This is a genomic window from Flammeovirga aprica JL-4 (genome assembly GCF_012844305.1).
Classification (GTDB): Bacteria; Bacteroidota; Bacteroidia; order Cytophagales; family Flammeovirgaceae; genus Flammeovirga; species Flammeovirga aprica.
The window spans coordinates 1-26,081 of the sequence record NZ_JABANE010000115.1 but is presented as its reverse complement, the minus strand read 5'-3'; the positions used below and the strand labels follow the sequence as shown (position 1 = coordinate 26,081).

Here is a 26,081-nt window from a genome sequence, read left to right as displayed (position 1 = left end):
CAGAACAGTTTTTAGAATTATATAATCAAAAGGTGGCTTAACTTTTTATCCGAAAAAATGTTGCAAATCCAAAACTATGGGCAGGTGATACAACAATCTAATCAAGACTAAAGTCTTGAAGATTGATAACGTAAGCAACACTTTAGTGTTGGTGGAGTCTGTATCACCTGCCCATGACTTCAGTCATGGTGCACGTAATTATTGTTCCATTTCTTGTCCTAGTATTTATCAATTTATTTTTTATCATGAAGTGCCAAGATATTTTTTCTTCAATTCTACTATTAAGTAGTTGAACATTTAAAATTGGGAAAAATTGGATAATTATTTTTTAGTCTAATCAAGGCAGAATATAAGAGCATAACCGTAGTTACGTGATGAAATTCTAACGCCGAGTAGGCTAAAAAGGAAAATCCAAAACTTCCGATTTTAATTGTACAACTGCTTATGACTTAAGCACTTCGAACTACTCTAAATTATGAAGCACTATCTACTATTAGCTTTCTCTTTGCTACTGATCAATAACTTCACCCTAGCACAAAAAGTGAAGAATGAGAAAGTGAAATTCAATTATTTACAATATCCAGCAAAACCATTTCCAAAAGCGGAAAGAAAATTCAAATTTGAAACGGAATCCACGAACAAAGAAAAGGTGGATCAAATGAAAAAAGAGTATGCGGCTATAGTGGCTCGTATAGACAAAAAGTATGCGGATGAGCTTGCCAACTTAAGAAGAAGACAAGCCGCTTATGATTCATCCTCCACAGGTTCTAAAATAGCGTCGAACCTTTTATTAGGACATGAGAGGCCTTCAGATACTTTAGTGAAAAAAGACCCTTATCCGTTACCCCCTGTTTACCCTAGAGTGGTAGACGGTTCTGCTAAAGTACATTCTAAGGTGAGGTTAGAAGGTTTGAAAGAAACCGAAGATGCCAACATTACCATCAAGTTTACTTTTTTGGGTATGGAATGCTCTGCTCCGAGAATTGTTGGAGATACTTCGGAGTGGAACTATGAATATTCAATTAAAAACCCTGTAAAAGTCACTGTAACAACTAATGATGGCAATGTATTGTATGATGGTTTTGTCAATAACTCTGATAATACAAGAACGGTCCTTTATGGAGGGGTTAAAGACACTACAAAACTAGTGTCAATGTGGTCGCAATACAGAGAGTTTGATATTCGGAATCAGGAAAGTTACTTATTGAGATCACACCTTGAAGCAGCCAATGACCTACTGAATAGTGAGTTTGGTTATGTTGTAAAAGAGAGGAGTATTAAAATATTTATGGGGGCAACCAAAAAAGGATTCTACCCAGAACATACAGAGGCATTCAATAATGCAATTTTGGGGTATCATTTATTAGAAAGCGAATCTGATTTTACGCAAGCGAAGGAGAATTTAGAGAAGGCCATCAGTTCTTGGGAAACTTCTTTGGAAGAGAAAAACACAGGAGATAAGAAAGCGAAAATCAATGCAAAGGTATCTGGTGGCTTGCATTTTAATATTGTAGCGGCAGCATTATTTGCTCGGGATTTTAAAAAGGTGTCGTTCCATTCGGCACAATTAAAAATTCTAGGAGAGGGGAAATTTGAGCGTCAGTTGAAGTCAGTTGATCAATTTATTGATGATTATAAATCAAGATACGATGCATATGTGAAAGAAGCGGGCGTTACAGAATAGTTTTTATTTCGCTTAAATGTGCAACTGCTTAAAGCCTCATCTGATCAATAAAGTTCAGGTGAGGCTTTTCTATGTCATGCTGGCTTTTTTACCTCAGATGTTTTGAGGTTTTTCTCTAAGAACTGCAATGCATTCGTTCGGAAGATTTTATCTATTGCGGTGATCGCCTCTATCTTATTAGTTTGTTTTAATAAGCACTCCTTTCCATTGAGGTAATTTTCTGCATGCATTACCAGGTTACTGTATAGGCTTTTTATTTCTTTGGCAGTCCAAAAGCCACTTAGAGGGTTAATAATGCCATCATAATCACTGCCGATAGCCATATAATTCCAAATTTTTGAAAAGCCCTCCCGATCTAATATTTCTACAAAGTGCTGTATTTGATTCCATAATAACTTGGATCTGTTTTTCAACATCCCCCTTTTTGTCAAGCTCTTAGGGACATTTTTGACATCCTTAATCAAACGTCTTTCATCCAACTGAAAACAGAACAGGCCATTGCTTTTTGCTATTTTGACGATTTCATTATCATAGAAGTTGATTTCTTGTGTAAGAAAATTTTTACCAGAAGTATTTGCATTTACAGGACTTTTGTAGCTTTTAAGTCCATTTAAAGCACCATGACTGACTATAATAGGGATATTTTCATTAGGGTAGTGTTGCTCTAAATAGTCATAATACGCATTCCTCGATTTATAATTCATATGTTTTACATCAATCAGAATCCTGTGTCCATTTTGCTTACTCAGCAGTTTGTCAATTACTTCATATCCCAATGCCGTAATCCCTCTATCCATTCCATATTGCTGATCTGTAATCCAATCAACAAATCCATTTAATGAATTGGCGTGACCACAGAGTTCATTCCAGAAATGATGTGCCACAGTAGCGTATAAAACCTTATGATCCCAACCTTTTATCGTCTCAATATTTGCCTTTACTTCCATAGGGTTGCATCTGCTGTCCTTATTACTCAGACCAGTGTTCAGGGAATGCAAACCTTCAATAGACAATACAATGAAAACGGTTTTGATGTCATTTTGCATGGAAAGTTTCTGCTCAATCTCCTTAAAATTATTGACTATCAAATACCTTACTTTTTTACCTCTAACGGTAACTACTTTATTGTCGAGCTCTTTGTAGAATTCATATTCCAGTTCAAGATCTTTAAAGTAATTATCATGATCCTGTATAAAACCAATTCTCCTTTTTCCTACGCCCATTGCCAATCTTCCAATAGTATTGGTAATGACTCCTTTCTTAAAACGGTTATTCAAAAAACCTTTTTCAATAGGATACATAGAGGCACTGATGATCTGTACATTACTCTCTGCCAAGGTCATCAAGTCCGTCTGTGTAAATTTGGTCAACGTAGAAATAAGGTTGACCACTTTCTTGAATACATTGGGCCTTATCTGATGATAAATACTATTATTTTTCTTATGGTTCTGATTGTTCCTTCCAGTTATTCTATTGTCATTAAAGCTGTTGCCGAGTGGTTTCAAGGCAGGATGACAATGAAAATCAACGAAATATTTTGGGTTCATAAATAGTTTTTGGTAATGAATAGGTTACTTAGATAATTTGAATTTGGGATAGTTATCACGGACATAACATACTAGATAATTATTATGCTCGTGATTTTTCTGAAATAGGTTATAGCGTTTGGTATTATATTGATATTCAGATGTTTTAATATACGAAATTTAAAGCGAAAAGAGGAGTAGTTTTTTCAATATCTTCAGAATAAATAAAGAGAAAAAAGTGATGATAAACGTAGGTGTGAAGCAATGCCCATACGCTTCAAATTATCTCTTGAAACTTATGGGTATTCTAATTTTTAAACCAACAGTGCTTCTTCCCTCACAGAGAAGTTCACCTCCATAAAACGAAGTGCATTCCAACGGAATATCTTATCAATGGCCTCACTAGCATCTATTTTATTTTGATCCATCAGTGGACATTGAGCTGATTTGAGGTAACTGGAAGCATGTGCGGTCAAGTATTCCAAAAGACTTGCATAGTCTTGACCTGTCCAAAAACCATTCAGCGGGTTCACCACACCATCAAAGTCACTGCCAATAGCCATATTGTCCCAAATATCAGAATGGCCTCTAGCATTTAGAACTTCCACAAAATGCTGTATTTGTTTCCAAAGTAGGAGGGATTGATTGAATTTCATCTGATGTTTTGTCCAACCTTTTTTGATATTTTTCGGATCATCGATTAATCGTCTTTCATCTAATTGAAAACAGAAGATGCCCCCACTTTCTACGATCCTAATGATCTCATCATCATAAAAGTTGATTTCTTCAGCTAAAAATTGTTTACCAATACTGATTTCATTGACAGGGTTTTCATGACTTTTCAAACCATTCAATGCACCATGACTTACTATAAGTGGAATATTTTCTAATGCATAATACTTCGATAAATATTGATAATAAGCTTTCCTTGATTTATTGTTCATATGCTTCATGTCTATCAGCATTCTTCTGTTAGTAGAATCATCTAGAAGTTTATCAATTACTTTATAACCTAAAGGAGTGATAGAAGAATCTAAACCGTGTTCTTGGTCGGTGGCCCATCCTACAATTCCACTCAATGAGGGTGCTTGACCACATAGTTCATTCCAGAAATGATGTGCCAGAGTCACAAAGAAAATAGGATGTTCCCAGTTCTTTATCGTATCTAAATTTCGAAGCACTTCTTCCTCATCGCATTGACTGTTTTCACCATTCAACCCTGTATTTAGAGCATGCATGCCTTCTATAGACAATACAATATAAATAGTAGTAAAATCGTTCTGCTCTTCTTTTAAGCCGGCAAGTTCTTGATAGCTCTTAGCGAGTTTATATTTTACTTTTTTTCCTTTTACATCTACCAACTGATTGTCCAACTGTTTATAGAAGTTGTATTCTAGTTCTAGGTCAGAGAAGTAATCTTGATGCTCCTGTACATTGTCAATCCTTTTCTTACCAATACCCATTGCAAGGTTGGAAAGTGCATCACAAACAATTCCTGTTTTTAGTTTATTGATCACAAACCCTTTTTCCATTGTGTAAAGAGAAGCACCGATCACATGCACATTACCATCGGCAAGTGTTTGTAAATCAGTTTGTGTAAACTTGGTCATTGTGGTGACGATATTAAACAACTTGCTCACCACATGAGGTTTTTTCTTATGATAAAGACTATTATTGTTTTTGTGATTGTTGCTATTTTTACCTTTCGTTGAATTGCTATTAAAACTTTTTCCAAGTGGTTTTAATGAAGGATGACAATGTAAGTCAACATAGAATTTATTAGGCATTCTTGAAGTTGTATTAGGTCCCGATGAAGTATTTTTTGAATTGTAGATCTAATAAAATTTATAAAAAATAAGCTTAATATTAGCTTATAAATCATTAGATATTGATAAAATACAAAAAATAAGATTAGGGGCAAAATACTGTGAATTGACGTGTTAAACGCTTTTAGAATGTTATGTCTAATAATCAGATATTAAAAATTTCATTATCAGCATGTTGAGTGTTGTGCTCGGAATAATTCTAAATTCTTCATTAAAATCCCTTTCTTGTCCTATCACTTAAGATAAGACCGGGAAATTTTTTCTTAGGTATTCATTTGTGTTTTCGGTTAGGTCAAAATCAATTCCATTTTTATTATGAAAAGTAACAGAAGGAGCGGCTGTTCCAAAAAGCTCTAGACTACACCAATTATGTTGCTGACGGAATCCTAGAATATTAATTGACAATCCTGAAGAGATTAATTGAACAGGTGTTTTGACTGCTTCTTTTGTTGTATTACACGGAGGGATAAAAGCATTTTTGTGAATGTCTCCGCTGAGGTATAAGACATTTTCTTTCTGCTGAAGTAAGGCAGACAGTCGCTCAAGATCGTGTGGATATTTAGACCAATTTTCAACGCCTTCTGTAAGCGTCAGTCCTCCACAAATGATGGTGTTGTTGAGTGAATGCTGTAGCTTTTCTTCAATAAATTGAAATTGTTCCTCACTGAGTAAACGTTTATCATCTGCTTCAGAACGGACATCTAAAAAGATCACTCTAGCCAAGGGAGTATCAAAAGTATAATAAATATGCGGATGATTAGTGGAGCAGTTCATGTATTTATGGAATAACCTTCTCGTAATTTCATTTTTCTGTGTTCCAATAGAAGCACCTTTGGCGTTGTTCCAAGCAAAATCATGATCATCCCAAGTGGCATATAAACCATTTTTCTTTCTCATTTTTTCAATAAGCTCGCGGAAGGCGTCACATTCAAACTGCGCTTTATATTTCCGCTCCATAATGCTTTCAAACATTTTAGGCGTATAAAATCTTTGCCATAAGGATTGAATACCATAATCCATATAAATTGTATCACCTAAAAGAAAAAGATAATCAGGATTGTAGTTGTTGATTTGATTCCATGTAGACTGAATCTTATCCTGTCCTATATGAAAGCAAGAGGTAAAAGCTATTTTCATGATGTTTTATTAGTTAGAGAATAAAGCTTTGACAGTTTTTATAGTCGAGATTTTACGTAAATCTACTGTCTGAGGCATGTAATTTTTAAATGTGTAGAGGGGTTTGAAGAAGCTATAAAAGTAATTTAGTTCTTATAATGATGTGCCACAAATTATTTATAACAAAAAACACCTCAAGTCAGCATAAAATAACTTGAGGTGTTTTTTGTGTTAATATTTAAGTTCTTATTGAGGATTTTTCAAGTTGAAAACAAATTCACCACCTTCGTGGCCTACATTTTTCAACGGTTTTCCTTGAGGTTCCTGCATAGTATTACTCATTACAGATTGTCTTACATACAGTGCCAAACTTGAGATCGTTAATTTCTCATTCGGGTTGTTAACCAAGTATTTAGTAAGGTATAAGTTGAAAGGACTGTGCTCACCTGCATTACCATCAGAAACTTCCGTTAAGCCTCCTGAAGATAATCCCCATCTTGATTTAAAAGATTCAACACGGTCGGCATACATCATACCTCTTGAAGTACTGGCAAACATTGAACCTGAGAAACATGCATCAGAAATCAATAAAGTATGTTTTGTTTTTAAGGCTTTGATGTATTTCAAGATTGTTCCGTTTGGCAAATACTGCGACATATCATCTTGCGTCATCGCAGCATTAACGGGAACCCAATAACCCTCTTCCGTAAACTCATCATAGTAACCATGACCAGAATAGTAAATTAATACTTTGTCTTCTTCACCAACTTTCGTCGCCAATTCCCTTACTAGTTTATTGATCTCTGCTTTATTTACTTGTTCATTGTATAGCTCATAAACATTTTCTTTATCATAATGATAATGTTCAAGCAAAACATTTTTAAAGTTTTGAGCATCATTGACAGCGTTGGCCAATGGCGTCCAGCTTGTGTAATTGTTGCAGGCAATCAATACCAAATAATTAGTCCCTTTCTGTACAGTCTTCGCTACAACTGCTCCTGCATCATCTGAACCAGATTGGTCCAAACTCAACATGAATTCTTGCATATCAGAGCGGTTTCGGAGTGAATCCTGTACCATCACTCTAAACTTATTCTGCGGAGCTTTAATGGCTTTAAAACCTCTTGATACTGCATTTGGCTTGGCATAGCTCACTTCAATTTCTACATCCATACCATCGCCTGGCTCAATATTCTTCAACTTCACAGATCTGTCAAAGTTTAAGCCTGGAACAGACATAGAAGCTAAAAGCTTAACAGTAGGAGCAAAAGAGGTTCCTTTACCCCAGTTTTCCACTCGAAGTTTAATTTTACCAGAGCCACCTTTCGAAAGTGTTGTAACACCTCCATCATAGACAAACTGAAGGTCTGACATAATCAGTTCAGCAGGGAGTAAATTTTCTGCTTCTTTCTTTTCTTCTTTCACTGCCACAGCAGGAGTAGGAACAGAAGGTGTAACTACAGGAACAGCTAGCGTTGTATTTTGATCAGCAACACTTTCTTCTTTTTCAGGTGTTGCAGTAATTTCCTCTGTATTAGCCTGACTCGGTTGTGTAGTAGTAGAAGCATTTGGAGAAGTAGAAACAATGGCACCAACGTTTGGAGTGGAAGGTGTACCCATATTAATTTCTCTTGCTTGAAGATTCACATTATCATTGAAGGAAACAACGCTATTGTCTTGTTTTTTGGTACTAGCCATTATTTCCATGGTATTCTGAACGTGATCAATCAATACCAATGTAGTTTGAAGGAATTCAAAAGCATCAGTAGCGTGTTTATCTCCAGAAGCCGCTTTATCAATAAAAGGTTTTGCTTTCTTTAATAAATCCACTGTTTGTTGATTGATTGTCGTATTCTGAGTTTCAAATTCTTCAAGCGTAAGTGTATTTAACCTGTTGATCTCACCTACTGCTTTGTTATAATAAATAGTACCAAGATTGTAATTGGCATCCAAGTGATTCGGATCTTTCTCTAATGCCTTGTTGTACATCTCCAAAGCACCATCTATATTTTCACTTTGCTGATAAATTACACCCAATGTGTAAGCAAATTCCGCATTTTCTACAATGGGTACTAACTCTTCTAAAAGTTTAGTGGCATCTTCAATTCTATTCTGCTCAAAATACATAGAAAGTAAAGGACCTCCATAGATTTCAGCATTATTAGGGTACATTCTGATGGCCTCTTTTAATGTATTTTCGGTCATGTTTTCTTCATTGCTCAATGAAGCTTGCAACATGATCTCTGAATACTCATGAAAAGAAGGAGAGGTGTATTTAAACACAGAGTTAAACTCACCCTTCAATTTTTCAAAAGTAGCATTGTCATTCGCATAAGCGGCTGCTAATGCCCCCTCTAAATAAGCGACAGAATCTGTAGGTAAAGTTTCTTTCGCCTTTAAATAATCTTGTAAAGCATTGCCGAACTCGTTAATCTCGTACCACTCACGAGCATTTTTCATATGCTTTTCCCATACTTCTTCAACGGTTTGTGCTTCGGCATTAAAAACACAAAGGGTAAAAAATAGAAGTGTGAGATATAATTTAATTGTGCTTTTCATTACTGAATGTTCTTTTCAACAACTTTTAGATTGTTAATTTTAAGTGTGATAAGCATGATATCACTTTTACTGTAGTCTTGATGTTCCCGGTAAACCCCTTTTACACCAATTAGGTTGAGCGTATTGTCATAATCAGTGAGTGCAAATATGGTTTGATAAGGCTCACTTGAACTGAGTACAGTACCATTTGTTGGTGTACCGTAATAGTCAAGTTTGAGAATACCAGTATTAAATGATCCGAAATTACCATGTTCACCACTCAATACTTTGGAGCCGTCTAAATTAGAAAGCTTGTTGATATTGGCTACTACTAAATACTCGTTTGGTAATGCTAGAATTTCATTGACCTTACCTTGCATTAGTAAGTTGGTGTTCCATACAATTTCACCGTCCACCTTAATATTTTGGATATTTAAAGTGTCATATGAGCTGACGTTATTTTTGGATCTTCCTTTATAGGCCACTAAATAGCTTTTCTGTTCCTGTAAGTATTGGAATACACGAGGATATTTATTGCTGAAGAGTGACATCTCTCTCAATAATTTACCTGATTTTTGTTCAAAAATCAATACTTTATTGTTGAGCGTAAGCTGATTGTCGCCAACTTTTACACCTTGTACAGTGACCATTAAGTGAAGTGAACCACCTTTTAAATTAATATAAGGAATATCAATGGTAGGTAAACCTTGGTACTCTTGTTTCTTATAAGGATATCTTGTGACCCAGCTTATATTATTGGCAGAATCAAGATCTGCAACAAAAACGTCAAGAGACTTATCGTCTTTTATCGTTCCGATCAATAACTTATGGTCATTTTTACTTGGACGGACATGAAGTGTATTAATTCTTCTTACTAAGAATTCGTTGGTATCATGAATAGGTTCTAAACTGATAGAATCTTTTTCGTAAGTCACAAAATCAGCGGAGTCAGCTACATTCGAAGAGAAGTAATTAACGATAATTTCTTTCAACAATTTCTCAGCATTTTGCTGTTGACTGTGGATAAAAGTTTTTTCCGTGGCAATGTATTGTGGAAGGTTGTCATTGTATTTATGTTGGAAATATTTTGCATGTTTTTTATAACCAACACTTTCTTTATCCGTTGGGATACTGTTTATTCTATCCATTGCCTTCTCGCTTTCTGTCCAAACATCAGCTTGCGATCGGATGTACTTAAGGTCTCCTTTTATTCCAGAGTTTATCACTTTAGAATAAGCAATCTGATTGAGCAGGTTGATCTTTTGCTCTTTGTACTCATAAATGTTGACAGGGTAGGCATTAGGATCATATTTTTTGATTTTACCTACAGTATAGAGGTCCAAATAAAATCTCTCTTCACTAGGTGTAGCAGTGCTTTGCTTTTGACGAACTAATGTTTCCAGTTTTTCATCATAGCTTGTCACCATAGAGCGCATTGAAATGATTTCATCTTTGTAGAACTGTAATACATCATCATACCATTTTGCATAATCCCAAAGGCGAATATTATTTGTCAAGAAACTAGTTCTTGTAAGGCCATGAATTCTATAATCCTCAATTGGAAGGACTGTATATGAGGTTGCATATCCGTCCATTGGATGCACTTCAAGGGCTTTTTTATAAAGATCAAAATAAAATAAACTCTTCTGATAGTGTTCTTTCATTGGAGCGATTTTCTCGAAAAGAGAATCATACTCCGCCATGATATACAATTCTTTGATAGTAGGATAAGTACCGCAAACTTCTCTGAAAATCTCATTTGCAATCAAGTATTCATTAATACTTGCTTTGAAATTGAGGTATATACTATCTACTTCCACTTTTTGCTTTGCCAATACTTCTTTTCTTCGAGAAAGCTCATTTTGAATATGAAGCATATTTACTTTCTCATCTGTTAGAGAATCATTGGCAGGGAATTGTAAAAACTCCATGTAATAACGCTTTCCTTTCTTCTTTACCTCTTTCTCGTCTAATCGCGTTTCAAATAACTCAATATATCGCAAAGCAGAATCACATGTAGAATGGATGGCTTGATATTCCCTTAAAACATCAAAATCATAAATTCTCTGGAAGTAATAATCACTTACCTGGAAAACAGGGTTCAATTCCAAAGGCTGATACTTCATGACTTTCTTCAGATCTTGAAAAGCCAAGTCACTAATTCTTGTATCAAATGTAGGTTTAAACAGAGGGTAGAACTTTTTATAATCCAAGTCCTCGTACTTTTCTCTTTCTGCTTTAGTAGCTTCATCCTCTTCTTCTTTCTGCTGTGCGATTACCACACTGTTCAAACCCAAAAGAAGTAGAATTAAGAATAAAGAAATCTCTTTTGATATTATTTTGCTAAAAGTCTTCATACGTTACTTTTGTTTTTAATCTTAGTTGTTGACAGAAAGAACCATTAATTCCACCCTTCTATTTTTGGCTTTATTCTCTTCTGTATCATTAGCCACAGCAGGTTGCGTTTCTCCGTAACCTTTAGGGACTAATCTTGATTTAGGGATACCAAACTGCATTACATACATCGATACGCTTTTCGCTCTGCTTTCAGAAAGCTTCATATTGTATCGGTCGCTACCTACATCATCTGTGTGTGCGGCAAGTTCTACTGTGATATTCGGGTTATCCTTCATCAGTTTTACCAAACGCTTCAACTCTCGGTAACTACTCTCAATAATTTCAGATGAATTGGATTCGAATAAAATATCCTTAAGCGGAAGCTTTGTGTTGGGCTTCAACTCAGTAAGTGCCACATCAAAGTTTTTCTTAGTACCAGCCTTCAGTTTGGAAGAGAAGAAAGAATAACCTCTTGGGCTTCGGACTTCCACCTGATAGTTGGCGCCGTCTCTTACCTCTACTTTATATTTACCATCTTCACCTTTTTCTGCCGCTACCGCAATTCTTTCATCAGTATCAGTGTTATGCAGGATAATCATTGCTTCAATACCTTGTGCTGTGACTGCATCCTCGATATTGAATTCCATTTCAATCTTAACAGGCTCTAGTTCAATAGATTTTTCAAAATTTTGGTAAAGTAAGAATTCCGTTAAGTCAAATTGGAAAGATTGATCTTTGAAGTTTTCTTTAGTAATAGTCACTTCGTATTTGTCGTTGAGTGGTAATGCTAATTTGTAGGTTTTATTACTTTCGTAAAAATTAACCGTATTTAAATATTCTTCAGTAGTCAAGCTTTTCACTTTTACATCAGCAGGGATTTTATGCATGATGTCAGCATCGAAAATTTCTAAATTTAGTGTAGCAGTACTGAAAAGTCCAATTTCTTTTTCTTCTCTTTCATAATGCTCCAAACTTGTAAGATCTTCAGAGAAGATAGTGGTAGAATATCCTTCCTTGGTGGCTGTGATTTCATAATCGCTTCCCTCAGTTAAGACCAATGCAAATTGACCATCTTCAGCAACAGGTAGTTCGAATAACTTTTCTGTAGTAGAACGGTCCCTTACAGTAAAAGTAGCTTGAACAGGTTCCTTACTCACAATATCAAAGACTTTACCTTGAATTGTTTTGTTTTTATACTGTTTGAATTCTTCTGGAATATAAACCGTGAAAATATCTTCCTGTCCTTTTTCCTCAGGATATTTCTTTAAAACCTTAGGGTCTACTTCACCTCTGTTTAAGAAGTAAAGATCTTCGCCAGATGCTGAGATTGATGCGTAAAGATCGGCTGTGTTTGTATTTACAAAATGCATATTGATCGGCTCAGACCATTCACCGTTAAAACCTAATTTACTCATCCATAAATCATAATCACCTTTACCTCCAGCTCGGATTGAAGAGAAAATTAAAGTTCTACCGTCAGAAAGAATTCTAGGTGCTTTTTCGCAACCAATATTAATAGGAGCAGGCAATGCTTCAGGCTCTCCCCAAGTACCATCACTTTGTTTATGAGAAACCATTATTTCAAAACAGTTCGAACCGTTTTCAGTCTGTACAGTATCCATTCTCATAAAATACATTTGCTGACCATCGGCTGTTACTGATGGAAAGCTTTCATGGAATTTTGAGTTGATTGGTGCCCCGATGTTTTTAGGTCTACTCCACTTATCACCAATTCTTGTTGAATAGTAAATATCTTCTGCTCCGATACCGTCATCAAAGTGAGCAAAATAGTATAAAGTATTACCGTCATAAGAGATTGAAGGACCGCCGATGAGGTCATTTTCTGAGCCGTAGTTGTTTACACTGTCTACGCCCACAGGATCAGACCAAGTTTTTCCTTCATCTTCTGTAATAGTTTCATAAATTCCCCACTGCCTGTTTTCTCCTCTGTTGGCTTGGAAAATAAGAATGTTACCTTCAGCATTCAATGAAGGTGCATATTCTCTGTACATTGGAGAACTGACATTGTCAGGTAGTTTTATTTGCTTTTTATTTTGTGTTTGAGCGTATGAAAAAGCACTCATACCCAAAAAGAAAGTAAGCGTTAACCATATTACAGCAGTATAGCTTTTTATATACTTATATAATGGTATAGAATCGATCATAATTGATACTAGACGGTTTAAAGAAGTTGTTGTAATAGTGTGCATCTTAGCATGATTTCTAAATAGCAACCATGTAAATTTATTAATATTATTAAAGATTTCTTTGTTTTTTCAAGATATGTAAGTACTAATTTGCCGGTAGAGTAGTAATTAATACTCTTTTTTCTGCAAAAGCGACTTCCTCAGCACCTTCAATCTCACTATTCTCAGTCGTAATTTTTCTGTTTTTAGCATTGATCGTTTCAATGTCGTCGTTGATAAAAACATAACCTTGCTGATCTGTAGTGTTTAAAGGCTCAAAGTTAGTCCCTGTTCTGGCAAATGCTTGAAGCGTTTCAATACCAAAAGGAGGGTAACATTGGAATTCTTGACTTACTTTCACCATCTGATTTACTTGATGTTGACCAATAGTATAATTGTCAAGTAATAGCACCTTTGTACCGTCAGCCATATGATAGATAAACCTCACTTTACAAGGACGATTTGCTTTCACATACAAAGACATAATATCACCCATAGCGAAAATCGGGCTGTTATTTCCTTTATTGGTGATTACCTCTAATGATAAACCACTGTTCTCAATAACATCACTAGAGAACTGTTGTTGTACCATCATGGCTTGTTGCAAATTCTGAGGCTTATAAGAAAGGTTATTCAATGCTGAAATATTGATTTTACTATCAGAACTTCCTATGATACTTCCTGACTCGATGTCTCTTAAGATAGAGATGACTGAAAGCTGTCCTTCATTTTCCCAAACCGTACCAGTAATCACATATTTGTTAGAAGGGCTTTCTGTATTTCTTACTTTAAACATTCCCTCAGAACTTAATTCCAGTTCCAATAACTGATTCAACTTTCTTGAAAATTTACTACCCATTTTCGTATCCTCAAAAGTGAAGTTTTCAAGTAAAAGTCCTTGATTTGAAACTTTAACTTGGTCAGAAAGGGTAGAAGCAATTTCACTCGCCAATTCTTTCACAGAAGCAATTTCTCTATTATTTAACTGATTCATCAGTTTGGATATATCAGTTTCTAGTGATAAAAATTCACTATAGTCCATCCCGACTTTATCACCAAGAGTGATGGAAACAGAATAAAGTTCTTCTATTTCTCTGAAGGTTGGTAAAATTCTTCGAAGTTCTTTTTTGGCTAAAGCTACATTTCCTGCCGCAATATTATTTTCGGCCTGCTGTTTTGTGCTTTTTATTTTTTCGATGTAAGAAGATATCTTGTCTCTGTTGTTTTGCAGTAGTTCTTTAATATTGACATACGCAAAAACATATAGCACTTGCTTTTTCTCATCGTGATGATTTTCAACCTTTACACCTGAGAGACTTACATTAGAAAATGAGGTGCTGTTTTGTTTGAAATTTTCATAAGAGGCACCACTTGATGATCCAATGTCAAGTTTGTTGACGCTCTCAATTCGTACAGAAACACTTTCAGCAAGCTCATTTTTAGCCAGCTGTTTTAAGTTGACAAGGTTTTCTTCTTTAAGTTCAGCAGTTGTATTTTCTGCAACTTGAAACCCAATAAGGAATTTATCTTTTGGGTAAAAGGCATCTCTGTACTCTCTTCTGATCCAAGTAGGATCACCTTTTTTTACAGGAGTTAATGAAGAGCAAAGTAAAGACAGTAGAATACACAACGTAACATTTAACAACTTCTTGGATGTTCGCATAAGAGAGATGTTTGTAAATCGTGGTTATGAATAGTAAAAAAATCTAGTGGTAAATATATAAAAAGGCAATATTATATAATAATTTCTAAAGTTATTCTGTGAAATAATTGGATATTATTTATTGTTTTCTTTTTCTTTGTTAGAATCTTATATAAATGAATGTATTTTCATTTTAAATACTAGGACAAAGGTTAAATGTCTTGTTTCTTTTGTTCTAGTACTTACCAATAAACACACACATAAACGATTAAATAATTGATGAACAAGATTTCAGTGATCGGTTCCGGCACAATGGGTAACGGTATTGCTCATGTGTTTGCACAAAATGGATATGATGTTTCGCTTGTAGACATCAGCGAACAGGCACTAGATAAAGCTATTGCCACAATCTCAAAAAACTTAGACCGTTTAATCAAAAAAGAAAAAATTACGGAAGAGGTAAAAGTACAAACTTTAAATAACCTCACGACTTATACTTCACTTGAAGAAGGGGTAAGGGATGCTGATTTGGTAGTGGAAGCTGCTACAGAAAATGTTGATATCAAACTTCAAATTTTCAGAGACCTGGATCGTTATACAAAACCCTCCGCTATTTTAGCTTCAAATACATCTTCAATTTCTATTACAAAAATTGGAGCTGTCACTCAAAGACCAGAAAAAGTAATAGGAATGCACTTTATGAACCCTGTTCCTATGATGAAATTGGTGGAAGTCATCAATGGTTATCTGACAGCAAAGGAGGTGACAGATCAAGTGGTGGAAGTATCTAAAAAGATCAATAAAGTTCCTGTTCCTGCCAATGACTATGCCGGCTTTGTGGCTAACAGAATTCTGATGCCAATGATCAACGAAGCTATTATTTCGTTGCAGAATGGAGTGGCGGGAGTTTCAGAAATAGATACCATTATGAAGCTGGGAATGGCTCACCCGATGGGACCTCTTCAGTTGGCTGATTTTATCGGTTTGGATGTTTGTTTATCTATCATGAGAGTTTTACAAGATGGCTTGGGAGATGATAAATATGCTCCATCACCTTTGCTAGTGAATATGGTAGAAGCGGGCATTTTGGGAGTGAAATCCGGTGAAGGTTTTTATGACTGGGTAAAAGGAAATAATAAAGAATTAGTGGTGAGTCCACGTTTTGAATAAGAGTACTAATACTTTAAAAAAAGGGATTGACCTCATTAATGATCAATCCCTTTTTGTTATAATTTTGAATTTGTACTTATTTTATTGTTGCTGTGTTTTTACATAAGTATCTACAAGTGGACCTAAATTTAAAACATCATAAATTTGCCATCCATTCGGTGTTTTTCTAAACTTCACAAGAACATCATTTGTTTCCGTTGCACCGTCTAGTAAAACTTCAAATGTAATTTCAGCTTGATTCTCAGAGACTTTCCTGTCTTTTGTACCTTTGAAATTAGCACCATCACCATTTGCAAGGGTCATCAAACCCAAAACTTCAGCACTAATACTCATTTCGGTAGGAATATTAATTTTCCCTTGCTCAATACTATTCTTCACTTCTTGCTTTACCATCTCAATAATAGAAGGTCGCATAAACGCAATTAATCCTGTAGCAATATCTAATTCTCCATTATTTTTTGTGGTCATGTATGCAATGTACTGATCAATTACACTATTAATCACTTGATCTGCATCTACACATTGATTAAAAGTCTCTAAATCTTTATTGTCAATAGACCTTTTTAATTTAATAAATGTCATTTCTGGAGCTTCATTCTGGAAGTAAAAATAGGCTCCTCCACCAATCAAAAGTACTACTAATGTTCCTAAAAGTATTTGAACTGTTTTCTTATTCATTCTATTGTTTTTTCATTTCTTGCCCTAAATAAACAAAAACAGCACTTGAAATCATATTCCAAATGCCGTTTTATTATCATTTAAGTACTACGACAAAAGTAAATGGACATTTTAACTTATCTTTTTTATCCTACTCTTCGTTAGATTTTTATCGCGTAACTAAGGCTATGCTCTGCAAATCTGCCTTGATTAGAATAAAAAATATTAAACTAAAATTATCCCTTTATTTCTGTCCTAGTACTTAAGTACTTTTATTTCGATGAGAACAAATGTAATAATCCTGCAATTGGAGTGTAAAATAATACAATTCCAGGATTGTCCATTAAGGTGTCCACCACCGTTTCTACTGTTATTTCAATATCTTTGTCCTGATCAACAACAGGCTGAACAGCCTCCAATTGCTCTTCCATCACTTTCGGGTATTGACCGCCATTGTTCAAAGCTACCTTTTCTTTCGTTTTCTTGAAATCGTCTTTGTGTTTATTAAAAAGGATAGGCCATAGAGAAGGGAAAAATTTAAACGTTCGTCCCATATTCTTTATGCTGACTTCCAATAACTCTAAAAGATTATAAGGCTTCTGTCCATAAAGATCAACGGCTTTTTGCAATTCAATTTGCATCTGATCATGAATCACTTCACTTAATTCAAGTATCTCTTCTTCTGAAATATCTTCAATATTTCTATTTCCCAACATCTCATAAGGTTTGATTCTTTTTCCTCTTACAAAAGTAAGATTGGCGGGAAAAGCAAAGTAGAAAAGCCATGGTTGTATAGGAATCAAAGTCGTCATAAAACCAATAGGCAGGAATGGAATTCCTAACTTTTGCACAAAATCATTCAATAATGAAACGCTATAACTGAATGGATTGATAAACTCTCCATTTACAGTTGCAAAAGGAATAATATCGGTCTTGTATTTAATACTCATTCTCAGCGTGGAAGTAGCCAAGCGCTGTAAAGTATATTTATTATTAAAGCCTTTTCCAATTCCGGGTACACCTTCTGGATATACCAAAATATTGGAGCCATTATAATGCATTGCGGTTTCATAGTTGAGCCAAGTAGCATCAATAGCACCGAGTTTCTTCCAGAAATTTTTGATCAGAAAAGGATTCATGAACTGACTTCTTGATAATGCAGGAGCAGTGATAGCTCTTACGCTGTTTTTCATCTCAAAATTATTCTTCTCAAATAACCCCGATACAAAACTGATAGCATCCCAAGGGAAAGCCATACCAGAGTGATTGCTGGCGAAAATTAATGGATGATCAGGGTTGTTTCTTTCTGGAATGTTGTCAAACCCCACAAACTTAACTCTAAAATACCCCTCATTAATGTGTTTCAGTAAGACTTGAGTGATACTATAAGCGTACCCAGCATCAAAGTAATCATCTAAGATGTGTGCATTATCCTTTATTTCTTTGGGAGCTGAATCAATAATTAGATCCTCACTTGCTGAAGTAATTTTATTCATGTTTTTGGGGCTATTATCCACAATTTTATCTTTTTTATTGTGAAGATCAGTTTGTTGAGTCGTCATTCTTTGAGGTATTAAAGGTCAATCAATTGGACTTACTGTAAACAAAAGTAAAGCTTTTCGTCCAAAAAATTCAAAATAATAACAGAAATAACCATTCATTTATAGTATTTGGGAAGATGTGTCATGAAAAGTAACTTATTGAAACCTTTTAATAAATATTCGATATCAAAAAGAATAACCCCTCATCCGTCTTAAATTTTAGACTAATGAAGGGTTGCAATTTTATATCTTTATTTTTCTATATCTCTATATATCCGTCAATATCCCAAACCATGCATATCCATAACCTTCAGTGATTTGAGCATAAAAATACATATCCATTGAAATTAAGCCTACTAATATAAGACCTAGTGTGAGAAATGCATTTTTGACTAACATTTTACTTAAGAAAACTTTGTAACATTTGATGATAATAGCAATGTTGGCAATGACTATGTAAAGTGTGATAAATGGAGCCATATTAGTTTTTTTCGTGAAACATAATTTTACATTCACTAACGTAACACAGCAAAAAGGTTAAGTATTTTCACTTAATAAAGTTAAATGAATGTTTGTTCAAGGTTATTATTTAAAGTTGTTATCATATGGAAAGTTTTGTTTATTGATTATATTGTGAAACAAATCATTCATTAATACCAATAAACACATCACTTTAAACACTGAAATGAATACATCGAATACTCAAAATATCAAAATAGAATTGACGGAAAGACAGAAAGCATTTTCAAGAAAAATGTTGAGTCCATTTAAGTTCAAGCTGTTTACGATGACGCAGGTTCCGCTTGGTTTTATAGCCGGAATGAAGCTGATAGAACTGAACGGAAATCAATGTGCAACAACACTGCCTTATAAATTCTTGAATAAGAATCCGTTTAAGTCTACTTATTTTGCAGCTCAAAGTATGGCGGCAGAGTTATCTACAGCGGCCTTGGGAATGTTGCATCTTAATGAGCACCTCAAGAAAATTGCTTTTATCATTGTAGACATGGATGCTGAGTTTTTAAAGAAAGCTGTTGATAAGGTTACTTTTGTCTGTAAGGACGGACACTTGGTGAAAGAAGCTATCGAAAAAGCATATGAGACGGGTGAGGGGCAAGTGGTAAAAATGGAAACGATAGGGACAATGCCGGATGGAACTGTAGTCTCAAAGTTTCATTTTACATGGTCTTTTAAAACAAGGAAAAGATAGTATTTAATATATAAACCTCTAAAATGCGCTTCGTGATGGAGTGCATTTTTTTATGTTTATAAAAATTTGGGCAAAAAAAAGCAGATCATTATTGATCTGCTTTTTTTAGTGTTGTGTGTGCGATTGTGTGTTTCAAACATCAAGATTATATTTCTACAATCTCGATTAGCATTGTGTGTTATTACTATGTTGTTTATCGGTAGTACAAATATTGCAAAAGTGTACTTAATACGCAAGTTATAAATGTAATATTTACATTTAAGATCTTTTTTTAACATTTAATAACATTAATAATCCAAAAACACGTATTAATTAGGGGATTATCATAGAATAATCATATTATGAAGGAATACATCACGACTTTAGAAGAGCTATTTAAGGAGAATTCTGATACTGAAAGAGCCTTACAGCAGAAGGCTTATATGAGGAATCAGTTTGAATATTATGGCTTAACCTCACCTAAAAGGAAAGAATTGCAGAAACCTTTCCTATTGAAAAGTTATTTACCAGATAAAAAGGAAGCTTTCGAAATCATCAGATTATTGTGGGCTAAACCACAGAGAGAGTTTCAGATGTTTTCTCTTGACTTGCTCGATAAATATCAAAAAAGGTACGAGAAGGAAGATATTGCTTTCTTGGAAGATCTTATTTGTGAAAAATCCTGGTGGGATACCGTTGACTTTTTAGCCTATAAGCAAGTAGGGGCGTTCATGAAGAAATTTCCTGAGCTTCAAGAGCAATATTCTCAGAAGTGGTTGAAGTCTGATAATATGTGGTTGCAGAGGACCGCTGTTTTATTTCAGCTGAAATATAAAAATGCACTTGATACTGATTTGTTGGAAAGAAATATAACACCTCTTTTAGGTTCAAAAGAGTTTTTCATCAATAAAGCAATAGGATGGGTGCTAAGAGAATATAGTAGAACAAATCCGCAGTGGGTGATTGAATATGTTGGTCAAACTGATTTAAGTAACTTGAGTAGAAAGGAGGCTTTGAGATTATTAGAAAAATAAAGAGGTTGATACAAAGCGTATCAACCTTACTATATTTTTTAAGAAAACTGACTCTTCAGTCTTAATTGAGTCAATTTGTTTTTTGTATCTAATGCAAAATCGTTATTAATGATCCAATCATAATAATGAGGGTCTTTTTTCAATGTCTCTACAACAGATTTACCTTTGTATTTTCCGAAATTGAAAATTGCATCACCTTCATTATTTAAGACCATTCTTCCCGCAAAATCGACCAAGTTGCTGGCTGTGAGATCATGAAGTGCATTCATATCATTTTTAACAGGCTCATAATCTTTGCCGTGCTTATCTTTGATAGTGACTCCTTCATAATGCTTTACTTGAGCATCAATAACATCTAAAGTAGCAATGGTATCCGCTTCCGCTGAGTGAGCATCTTCCAATTCTCTACCACAGTAGAACTTAAGAGCAGCACCCAATGTTCTTGGCTCCATCATAAAGAAGATTTTTTGAGCGTCAACAATTTTTCTATTGCTGAAATCAAACTCAATACCTGCTCGTAAGAACTCTTCAGTCAATACAGGTAAATCAAACCTCAATACATTGTAACCGCCAATATCACACCCCTTCATAAAGGATGCTATTTCTTTTGCAATTTGCTTGAAAGTGGGTTTGTCTTTAATATCTTCATCATAAATGCCATGGATTTTACTTGAGGAAGATGGTATATGGCATTCAGGGTTAACTCTATACGTTTTAATTGTTCGGTTGCCATTGACATCTGCTTTCACCATAGATATTTCAATGACTCTATCTTTTGTAACATTAGTGCCTGTTGTTTCTAGGTCAAAGACCACTAATGGGTTACGTAAATTCAAATTCATTCTCTGTCTTTCTTGTCTTTAGTTATTACCTCTAAAAATTAAATTATTTTTTGAAGCCACTGTCTATATAAAAGTTGTTGTTCTTTGGTTGGATTTTCATCTTTATAAAAGACATCATACTCCTTTTCTTCCAAGATAAGAGTTTTGGACTTCAGTTGTATTGTTTTCCCATCTCTTCTGACTTGGAGTTTCAATTTAGGGAATTTTTCAGGGTGATTGATGTAATTATTCATTAAATCACCAATATTTTCTATAGTAATTGGTGTATTATTCATTTTCAAAAGCACATCACCTACCTGATAGCCGATTTGCTTCCCAAAATCATCCATATCAATAATATCTTCTACAAATATTTCATCATCATCATTGACAGAAATGCCAATATTTCCGAATGTTGCGAAGGTTTTAACCTCTTCTGGCAAATAAGTTACACCCACTTTTTGTAAAGTAGCTGTGTAAGGAAAAGGGTTAGGTGAATCGACATACTTTTCAAGAAATTCCTTTACCTCTGGCACTCCAGTAATACTGTCTATGGCATGAAATAACTGATCGTCTTTAAAAGGTCGGCTGGATCCGTAGGTCTGACTCAATTCTAACATTAAATCCCTAAGATTGTATTTGCCGTCACTGTTTTCAATTAAAATAAGGTCTAAGGCGAGGCCAATCAAAGCTCCTTTTTGATAAACATTTCCGTACTGATTACCGTATTCTTCCAAACACTTTTTACTTAATTCAGTAAATGCTAAATCATCCATATAAGTGGATTTTGCAGTAATGATCTTTCCTCTTAAGGCATCAAGATAAGTTTCTTCATCAATAAGATTAGCTTGAACCAATGCCAGCCCGGCAAAGTATTCAGTAACCCCTTCATAAAGCCACAAGTGTTTGGACATTTTGGGTTCCATATAATCAAAATGAGCAATTTCTTCAGAGTGTATACTTAAAGGAGTAATGATATGGAAGAATTCATGTGCGGCAATTTCTTGGATTACTGGTAGAATAACTGCAGGACTTTCCTCTGGAAGAAAATAAAAAGAACAATTCCAATGCTCTAAGGCCCCCATTGCTCCTGAAATGCCAGGCTTGTCAGTCAGGTAAATCAAGAATGAATAATGATCCGTAGGTAATTGATTTTTCAAGAAAACTTTCTGCGCTTCCAAAACATCTATCAATTTTTGTCCTACTAAGTCTGCATTTAGCTTTTTATTTGGAGAGTAAATACTTACAAAAACTTTTGTTGTCCCTACATTCAAAGTAACAGTATCTGCTTCAGTATATATGATAGGATTGTCCACCAAGCGGTGGTAATTTACGACATCGAAATGATCAGTAATTGAATCCCCTTTTGATCTTGTAAGCGCGCTTCCCCCATAGAGGTGAGATGGTTTTTTTACCTCAATATGAAACGGGAAATTCTCCATTCCGTCAAAGTACCCAAAAAAACCATGGTTATTGATTACAAATACATCATCATTTTCAATATTAGTTCCAGCAGGCTCAAATACTTTATTGGGCATAGGGGTGTCCCAAGTGTCATCCACATAATAATGAATCTTATCAAGATCTGAGATATCATTTATTTTATATTGATTGTCATTCAATTTTTCAACTTCCAGCAATTCTTCTTTTGAATTATAAGCAGTAAGTTCAGAGACAAACCTTCCGAAATCATAGACCTTGTAAGTACCCGGAACGATAGCAGGAAATTGAAATATCGCACTCTCAGGGGGTGTATTGACTGTCAATGTTACCTCTAATTGATCTTCACTGACAGTGTTTAAATCTATATTATAGTAATATTGGAAAGTTTTCTCTTGTGAAAAACATTTTGCATTATAGATTACAAAAAATAAGATGATTAACAGTAAGTAATTCTTCATTCCAAAATTTATAACATAGGACTAAAAAAGTATAAGTAACTGTAAAAGGAGGTGAAACGAACCTTCTTTTTGCATTCTAGTACTTAAAGTTTTCAAATTTAATAAAGTCTGAAAATTATTATTAACACTCTTGTCACTTTCTATTCTATTTAGTATTAAATATTTGACTTTGAATTATTTTAATTTGAATTAACATACGTTCGTCTATTAATTTCCAATTCAGTAACATTCTCCGTACTTTTGTACTCCTTTATAAAATAAGTACTGAGACAGAATTAAAATATATTGATTTTGTTTGAGTGCTCACAGGTGATTAACAGTCTGTTAGTATGAGAAAAGTTGCGTTCTACACGCTTGGTTGCAAGCTGAATTTCTCGGAGACGTCTACAATTGGTCGTCAGTTTGAAGAGAAAGGCTATAAAAAAGTTGAATTTTCGGATACACCCGATATATATATTATAAACACTTGTTCTGTGACTGACAATGCAGATAAGAAGTGTCAGAAGATTGTTCGTGAAGCGAAAAAAATTGCTCCAAATTCATATGTGGCAATTATTGGCTGTTACGCTCAATTGAAACCGAAAGAAATTTCTGAGTTGGAAGGTGTAGATGCTGTATTGGGCGCCGCTGAAAAATTCAGATTGCTTGAATTGTTGGATGGTTTTGTGAAAGACGAAGCTCCGAAGGTTTTAGCTACTGAAATCAAAGAAACGAAAGAGTTTGTTTCTGGTTATTCGATGAATGACCGTACAAGAACATTCTTAAAAGTACAAGATGGATGTAACTACAAATGTTCATTCTGTACTATTCCTTTGGCAAGAGGGAAGTCAAGAAGTGCTACTATTGCTGATATCATCAAAAATGCTGAAGAAATTGCTGCTGCTGACACAAAAGAAGTAGTATTGACAGGTGTGAATATCGGTGATTTTGGTATTATTGATGGAAGACGTCAGGAGAGGTTGATTGATCTTTTAAAAGAGTTGGATAAAGTAGAAGGCATTGAAAGGTTTAGAATTTCATCTATCGAACCTAACTTACTGGATGAGGAGATCATTGAATTCTGTGGTCAGTCGGATAAGTTTGTTCCTCACTTCCATATTCCATTACAATCAGGTTCTGACAAAATGTTGGAATTGATGAGACGTAGATATAGAACGGATTTATATAAATCACGTATTACTGAAATCAAATCTCAAATGCCAGATGCTTGTATCGGTGTGGATGTAATCATTGGTTTCCCAGGTGAGACAGAAGAGGATTTCTTAGATACTTATAACTTCTTAAATGAATTGGACGTTGCCTACCTTCATGTATTTACTTATTCTGAAAGACCAAATACAGATGCAGTTCACATGGATGGTGTAGTTCCTAAAGCGGAAAGAGCAAAACGTTCGAAGATGTTGAGAATCTTATCGGATAAGAAAAAGAGAGCATTCTATGAGTCTCAAATCGGAACCCAAAGAACTGTTCTTTTCGAGCATGATATTGAAGAAGGGAAAATGTTTGGCTTCACTGAAAACTACGTGAGAGTAGAAGCGAAATATGACCCTGCTTTAGTCAACGAATTGAAAGATATTGAATTAGTGAAGGTGAATGATCAAAACATTGTGGAGATCAAAGAGCCTGAAATCGTTTATGAAAAACACTAACCATCATTAGCCCATGACTTCTCTTATGGTTAATCCAAATAAAATCCTTATTATTTAGTACAATTTTATAAAAATTCCTTCAATAAGTTTTTCCAAGCAAAACTAAACCTGAATTTCATCGGTAAAGGGTATATAAACTCCTTCATTCTTCAGTCGCCCTTGACCGATGAAATTCAAATTTTGATGGGCTTTCAAAAGCAAATCAAAGGAAAAAATAATTATGTCCAGGTGGCTACGTGCTCCTCTGAATACTTGCGATTATTTTGCACCACTGAGAACATAATATGTATTAATTTTGCTCTCAAAGCATTTATTACAACCATTTTTTCTTTCCCTTCCTTAAGTTTTCTATTATAGTATTTTTCAAAATTACCACCTGCTTGTATCACCGAATTAACTCCCATATGTAGGTTCCGTTTTATCCGTTTATTAGCTCGTTTTGACACCTTATTTCGTGACCTTATACTACTTCCAGAAGTATATTGAAATGGAGCTACACCAACATGAGCTGAATAGGCTCTTGCAGTGGTGAACTTTGTAAATGCTTGAGTAGAAATAAGAACATCTGTGGCTATAACTTGACCTACTCCTCTTACAGATAAAAGGAGTGTCATAATATGTTTCAGCTTTGTATCACTTTTGATAATATCCTTGATTTCTTTTTCTATTTCCTTGAGAGACGTCTTTATTTCAACAAGTATTGAAGTATATCTTTTTTTGCGCGAATCATAATCTCCCTTTTTGACATAACCCTTATGGTCAGTGATTTGAGCTTTAAATTTAGCCTCTTCTCTTTTTAATAACTCACGCTCAGATTGAAGATATTGAAGTGACACCAAATTGTCATCAGTCAACTCACACAGCTTTACTTTATCTTGATGTCTATAGCCATATTCAGCAATCATACGAGCATCTTTCTTATCATTTTTACCTCGAGAAAAACCCTTGCTCGCATGAATCTGATTAGGACATTCAATCCATAAATTATACCCCTCTTCAACTAATGACCATAGTAAGGGATTAGTATAAATACCAGTCCTCTCTGCAACTACTAAAACATCTTCTTTCTTCAATTTTTCTTTCTTTAAAATTCTTTTGAAGCATTGGAGAATCTGCGTCTTGTTATTAATGCTTTTATACATCTGGTAACCTTTTACAGACTTCATTGAAGCAATGTCTAAATCACTTTTACTAATATCAACGCCAATTATGTTTTTGTAAATCATTTTGTATATTTGATTTGGTTTAATTGGGTTTATTTAGA

At 34.6% G+C, this 26,081-nt stretch carries 18 protein-coding genes; 5 read left to right on the top strand and 13 right to left on the bottom strand.

All coding sequences use genetic code 11. The annotated features are described in order from the left end of the window. The first annotated feature begins 475 nt into the window (after window positions 1-475). On the top strand, window positions 476-1,684 hold the full coding sequence (locus tag HHU12_RS27830; RefSeq protein WP_169660014.1) for a hypothetical protein: 1,209 nt from the start codon (window positions 476-478) through the stop codon (window positions 1,682-1,684). Between the two features lie 74 nt (window positions 1,685-1,758). Here the strand turns inward: HHU12_RS27830 and HHU12_RS27825 are convergent, their stop codons facing one another. From HHU12_RS27825 to HHU12_RS27795, 7 genes are all read right to left on the bottom strand, one after another. Then, window positions 1,759-3,231 carry a membrane dipeptidase gene (locus HHU12_RS27825; RefSeq protein ID WP_169660013.1) on the bottom strand — a complete coding sequence of 491 codons (1,473 nt, stop codon included), beginning with the start codon at window positions 3,229-3,231 and terminating at the stop codon, window positions 1,759-1,761. 293 nt (window positions 3,232-3,524) lie between these two features. Beyond that, on the bottom strand, window positions 3,525-4,997 hold the full coding sequence (locus HHU12_RS27820) for a membrane dipeptidase (RefSeq protein ID WP_169660012.1): 1,473 nt from the start codon (window positions 4,995-4,997) through the stop codon (window positions 3,525-3,527). A gap of 276 nt (window positions 4,998-5,273) precedes the next feature. Continuing rightward, entirely contained in the window at window positions 5,274-6,173 is a 900-nt protein-coding gene (locus tag HHU12_RS27815; RefSeq protein WP_169660011.1) for an alkaline phosphatase D family protein, read from the bottom strand. 225 nt (window positions 6,174-6,398) lie between these two features. Further along, window positions 6,399-8,711 (bottom strand): caspase family protein, encoded by a 2,313-nt coding sequence (locus tag HHU12_RS27810; protein ID WP_169660010.1) that lies wholly within the window; start codon window positions 8,709-8,711, stop codon window positions 6,399-6,401. Continuing rightward, entirely contained in the window at window positions 8,711-11,047 is a 2,337-nt protein-coding gene (locus HHU12_RS27805; RefSeq protein ID WP_169660009.1) for a hypothetical protein, read from the bottom strand. The genes HHU12_RS27810 and HHU12_RS27805 overlap by 1 nt, the downstream gene beginning before the upstream one ends. Before the next feature lie 21 nt (window positions 11,048-11,068). Further along, window positions 11,069-13,192: an OmpA family protein gene (locus tag HHU12_RS27800; RefSeq protein ID WP_205960006.1), complete on the bottom strand. Its 2,124-nt coding sequence runs from the start codon at window positions 13,190-13,192 to the stop codon at window positions 11,069-11,071. A 127-nt stretch (window positions 13,193-13,319) separates the two neighbouring features. Continuing rightward, complete coding sequence (locus HHU12_RS27795) at window positions 13,320-14,876, bottom strand: hypothetical protein (protein WP_169660007.1); 1,557 nt, start codon at window positions 14,874-14,876, stop codon at window positions 13,320-13,322. A gap of 258 nt (window positions 14,877-15,134) precedes the next feature. Between HHU12_RS27795 and HHU12_RS27790 the strand changes: the two genes are divergently transcribed. Beyond that, on the top strand, window positions 15,135-16,025 hold the full coding sequence (locus tag HHU12_RS27790) for a 3-hydroxyacyl-CoA dehydrogenase family protein (RefSeq protein WP_169660006.1): 891 nt from the start codon (window positions 15,135-15,137) through the stop codon (window positions 16,023-16,025). Between the two features lie 81 nt (window positions 16,026-16,106). On the opposite strand, the gene HHU12_RS27785 is transcribed toward HHU12_RS27790, so the two are convergent. The 3 genes from HHU12_RS27785 to HHU12_RS27775 all read right to left on the bottom strand — a co-directional run bounded on the left by HHU12_RS27785 (window position 16,107) and on the right by HHU12_RS27775 (window position 18,703). After that, window positions 16,107-16,703: a hypothetical protein gene (locus tag HHU12_RS27785; RefSeq protein WP_169660005.1), complete on the bottom strand. Its 597-nt coding sequence runs from the start codon at window positions 16,701-16,703 to the stop codon at window positions 16,107-16,109. 251 nt (window positions 16,704-16,954) lie between these two features. After that, on the bottom strand, window positions 16,955-18,244 hold the full coding sequence (locus HHU12_RS27780) for a lysophospholipid acyltransferase family protein (RefSeq protein WP_169660004.1): 1,290 nt from the start codon (window positions 18,242-18,244) through the stop codon (window positions 16,955-16,957). A 246-nt stretch (window positions 18,245-18,490) separates the two neighbouring features. After that, a complete protein-coding gene (locus HHU12_RS27775; RefSeq protein ID WP_169660003.1) occupies window positions 18,491-18,703 on the bottom strand; it encodes a hypothetical protein in 213 nt (70 codons plus the stop codon). A 205-nt stretch (window positions 18,704-18,908) separates the two neighbouring features. On the opposite strand from HHU12_RS27775, the gene HHU12_RS27770 reads away from it, so the two are divergent. Further along, window positions 18,909-19,433, top strand: coding sequence for a DUF4442 domain-containing protein (locus HHU12_RS27770; protein ID WP_169660002.1), 525 nt, complete (start codon window positions 18,909-18,911; stop codon window positions 19,431-19,433). Between the two features lie 341 nt (window positions 19,434-19,774). Continuing rightward, window positions 19,775-20,446 (top strand): DNA alkylation repair protein, encoded by a 672-nt coding sequence (locus tag HHU12_RS27765; RefSeq protein ID WP_169660001.1) that lies wholly within the window; start codon window positions 19,775-19,777, stop codon window positions 20,444-20,446. Window positions 20,447-20,484: 38 nt separating this feature from the next. Here HHU12_RS27765 and HHU12_RS27760 read toward each other — a convergent pair whose 3' ends face one another. Together HHU12_RS27760 and HHU12_RS27755 are read right to left on the bottom strand one after the other, a co-directional pair. Then, the gene (locus tag HHU12_RS27760; RefSeq protein ID WP_169660000.1) at window positions 20,485-21,288 is read right to left on the bottom strand and encodes a 3'-5' exonuclease; all 804 of its coding nucleotides are present in this window, start codon (window positions 21,286-21,288) and stop codon (window positions 20,485-20,487) included. A gap of 38 nt (window positions 21,289-21,326) precedes the next feature. Continuing rightward, the gene (locus tag HHU12_RS27755; protein ID WP_169659999.1) at window positions 21,327-23,168 is read right to left on the bottom strand and encodes a M61 family metallopeptidase; all 1,842 of its coding nucleotides are present in this window, start codon (window positions 23,166-23,168) and stop codon (window positions 21,327-21,329) included. 329 nt (window positions 23,169-23,497) lie between these two features. On the opposite strand from HHU12_RS27755, the gene mtaB reads away from it, so the two are divergent. After that, a complete protein-coding gene (mtaB, locus tag HHU12_RS27750) occupies window positions 23,498-24,817 on the top strand; it encodes a tRNA (N(6)-L-threonylcarbamoyladenosine(37)-C(2))-methylthiotransferase MtaB (RefSeq protein WP_169659998.1) in 1,320 nt (439 codons plus the stop codon). A 218-nt stretch (window positions 24,818-25,035) separates the two neighbouring features. On the opposite strand, the gene HHU12_RS27745 is transcribed toward mtaB, so the two are convergent. After that, complete coding sequence (locus HHU12_RS27745) at window positions 25,036-26,043, bottom strand: IS110 family RNA-guided transposase (protein ID WP_169659997.1); 1,008 nt, start codon at window positions 26,041-26,043, stop codon at window positions 25,036-25,038. Window positions 26,044-26,081 lie beyond the last annotated feature (38 nt).

Coding starts and splice junctions, on each gene's coding strand:
- HHU12_RS27820 (WP_169660012.1), bottom strand. CDS start 4,997: ATGCCTAATAAATTCTATGTTGACTTACATTGTCATCCTTCATTAAAA.
- HHU12_RS27780 (WP_169660004.1), bottom strand. CDS start 18,244: ATGACGACTCAACAAACTGATCTTCACAATAAAAAAGATAAAATTGTG.
- HHU12_RS27765 (WP_169660001.1), top strand. CDS start 19,775: ATGAAGGAATACATCACGACTTTAGAAGAGCTATTTAAGGAGAATTCT.
- HHU12_RS27785 (WP_169660005.1), bottom strand. CDS start 16,703: ATGAATAAGAAAACAGTTCAAATACTTTTAGGAACATTAGTAGTACTT.
- HHU12_RS27775 (WP_169660003.1), bottom strand. CDS start 18,703: ATGGCTCCATTTATCACACTTTACATAGTCATTGCCAACATTGCTATT.
- HHU12_RS27810 (WP_169660010.1), bottom strand. CDS start 8,711: ATGAAAAGCACAATTAAATTATATCTCACACTTCTATTTTTTACCCTT.
- HHU12_RS27795 (WP_169660007.1), bottom strand. CDS start 14,876: ATGCGAACATCCAAGAAGTTGTTAAATGTTACGTTGTGTATTCTACTG.
- HHU12_RS27815 (WP_169660011.1), bottom strand. CDS start 6,173: ATGAAAATAGCTTTTACCTCTTGCTTTCATATAGGACAGGATAAGATT.
- HHU12_RS27760 (WP_169660000.1), bottom strand. CDS start 21,288: ATGAATTTGAATTTACGTAACCCATTAGTGGTCTTTGACCTAGAAACA.
- HHU12_RS27800 (WP_205960006.1), bottom strand. CDS start 13,192: ATGATCGATTCTATACCATTATATAAGTATATAAAAAGCTATACTGCT.
- HHU12_RS27755 (WP_169659999.1), bottom strand. CDS start 23,168: ATGAAGAATTACTTACTGTTAATCATCTTATTTTTTGTAATCTATAAT.
- HHU12_RS27830 (WP_169660014.1), top strand. CDS start 476: ATGAAGCACTATCTACTATTAGCTTTCTCTTTGCTACTGATCAATAAC.
- HHU12_RS27805 (WP_169660009.1), bottom strand. CDS start 11,047: ATGAAGACTTTTAGCAAAATAATATCAAAAGAGATTTCTTTATTCTTA.
- mtaB (WP_169659998.1), top strand. CDS start 23,498: ATGAGAAAAGTTGCGTTCTACACGCTTGGTTGCAAGCTGAATTTCTCG.
- HHU12_RS27825 (WP_169660013.1), bottom strand. CDS start 3,231: ATGAACCCAAAATATTTCGTTGATTTTCATTGTCATCCTGCCTTGAAA.
- HHU12_RS27770 (WP_169660002.1), top strand. CDS start 18,909: ATGAATACATCGAATACTCAAAATATCAAAATAGAATTGACGGAAAGA.
- HHU12_RS27745 (WP_169659997.1), bottom strand. CDS start 26,043: ATGATTTACAAAAACATAATTGGCGTTGATATTAGTAAAAGTGATTTA.
- HHU12_RS27790 (WP_169660006.1), top strand. CDS start 15,135: ATGAACAAGATTTCAGTGATCGGTTCCGGCACAATGGGTAACGGTATT.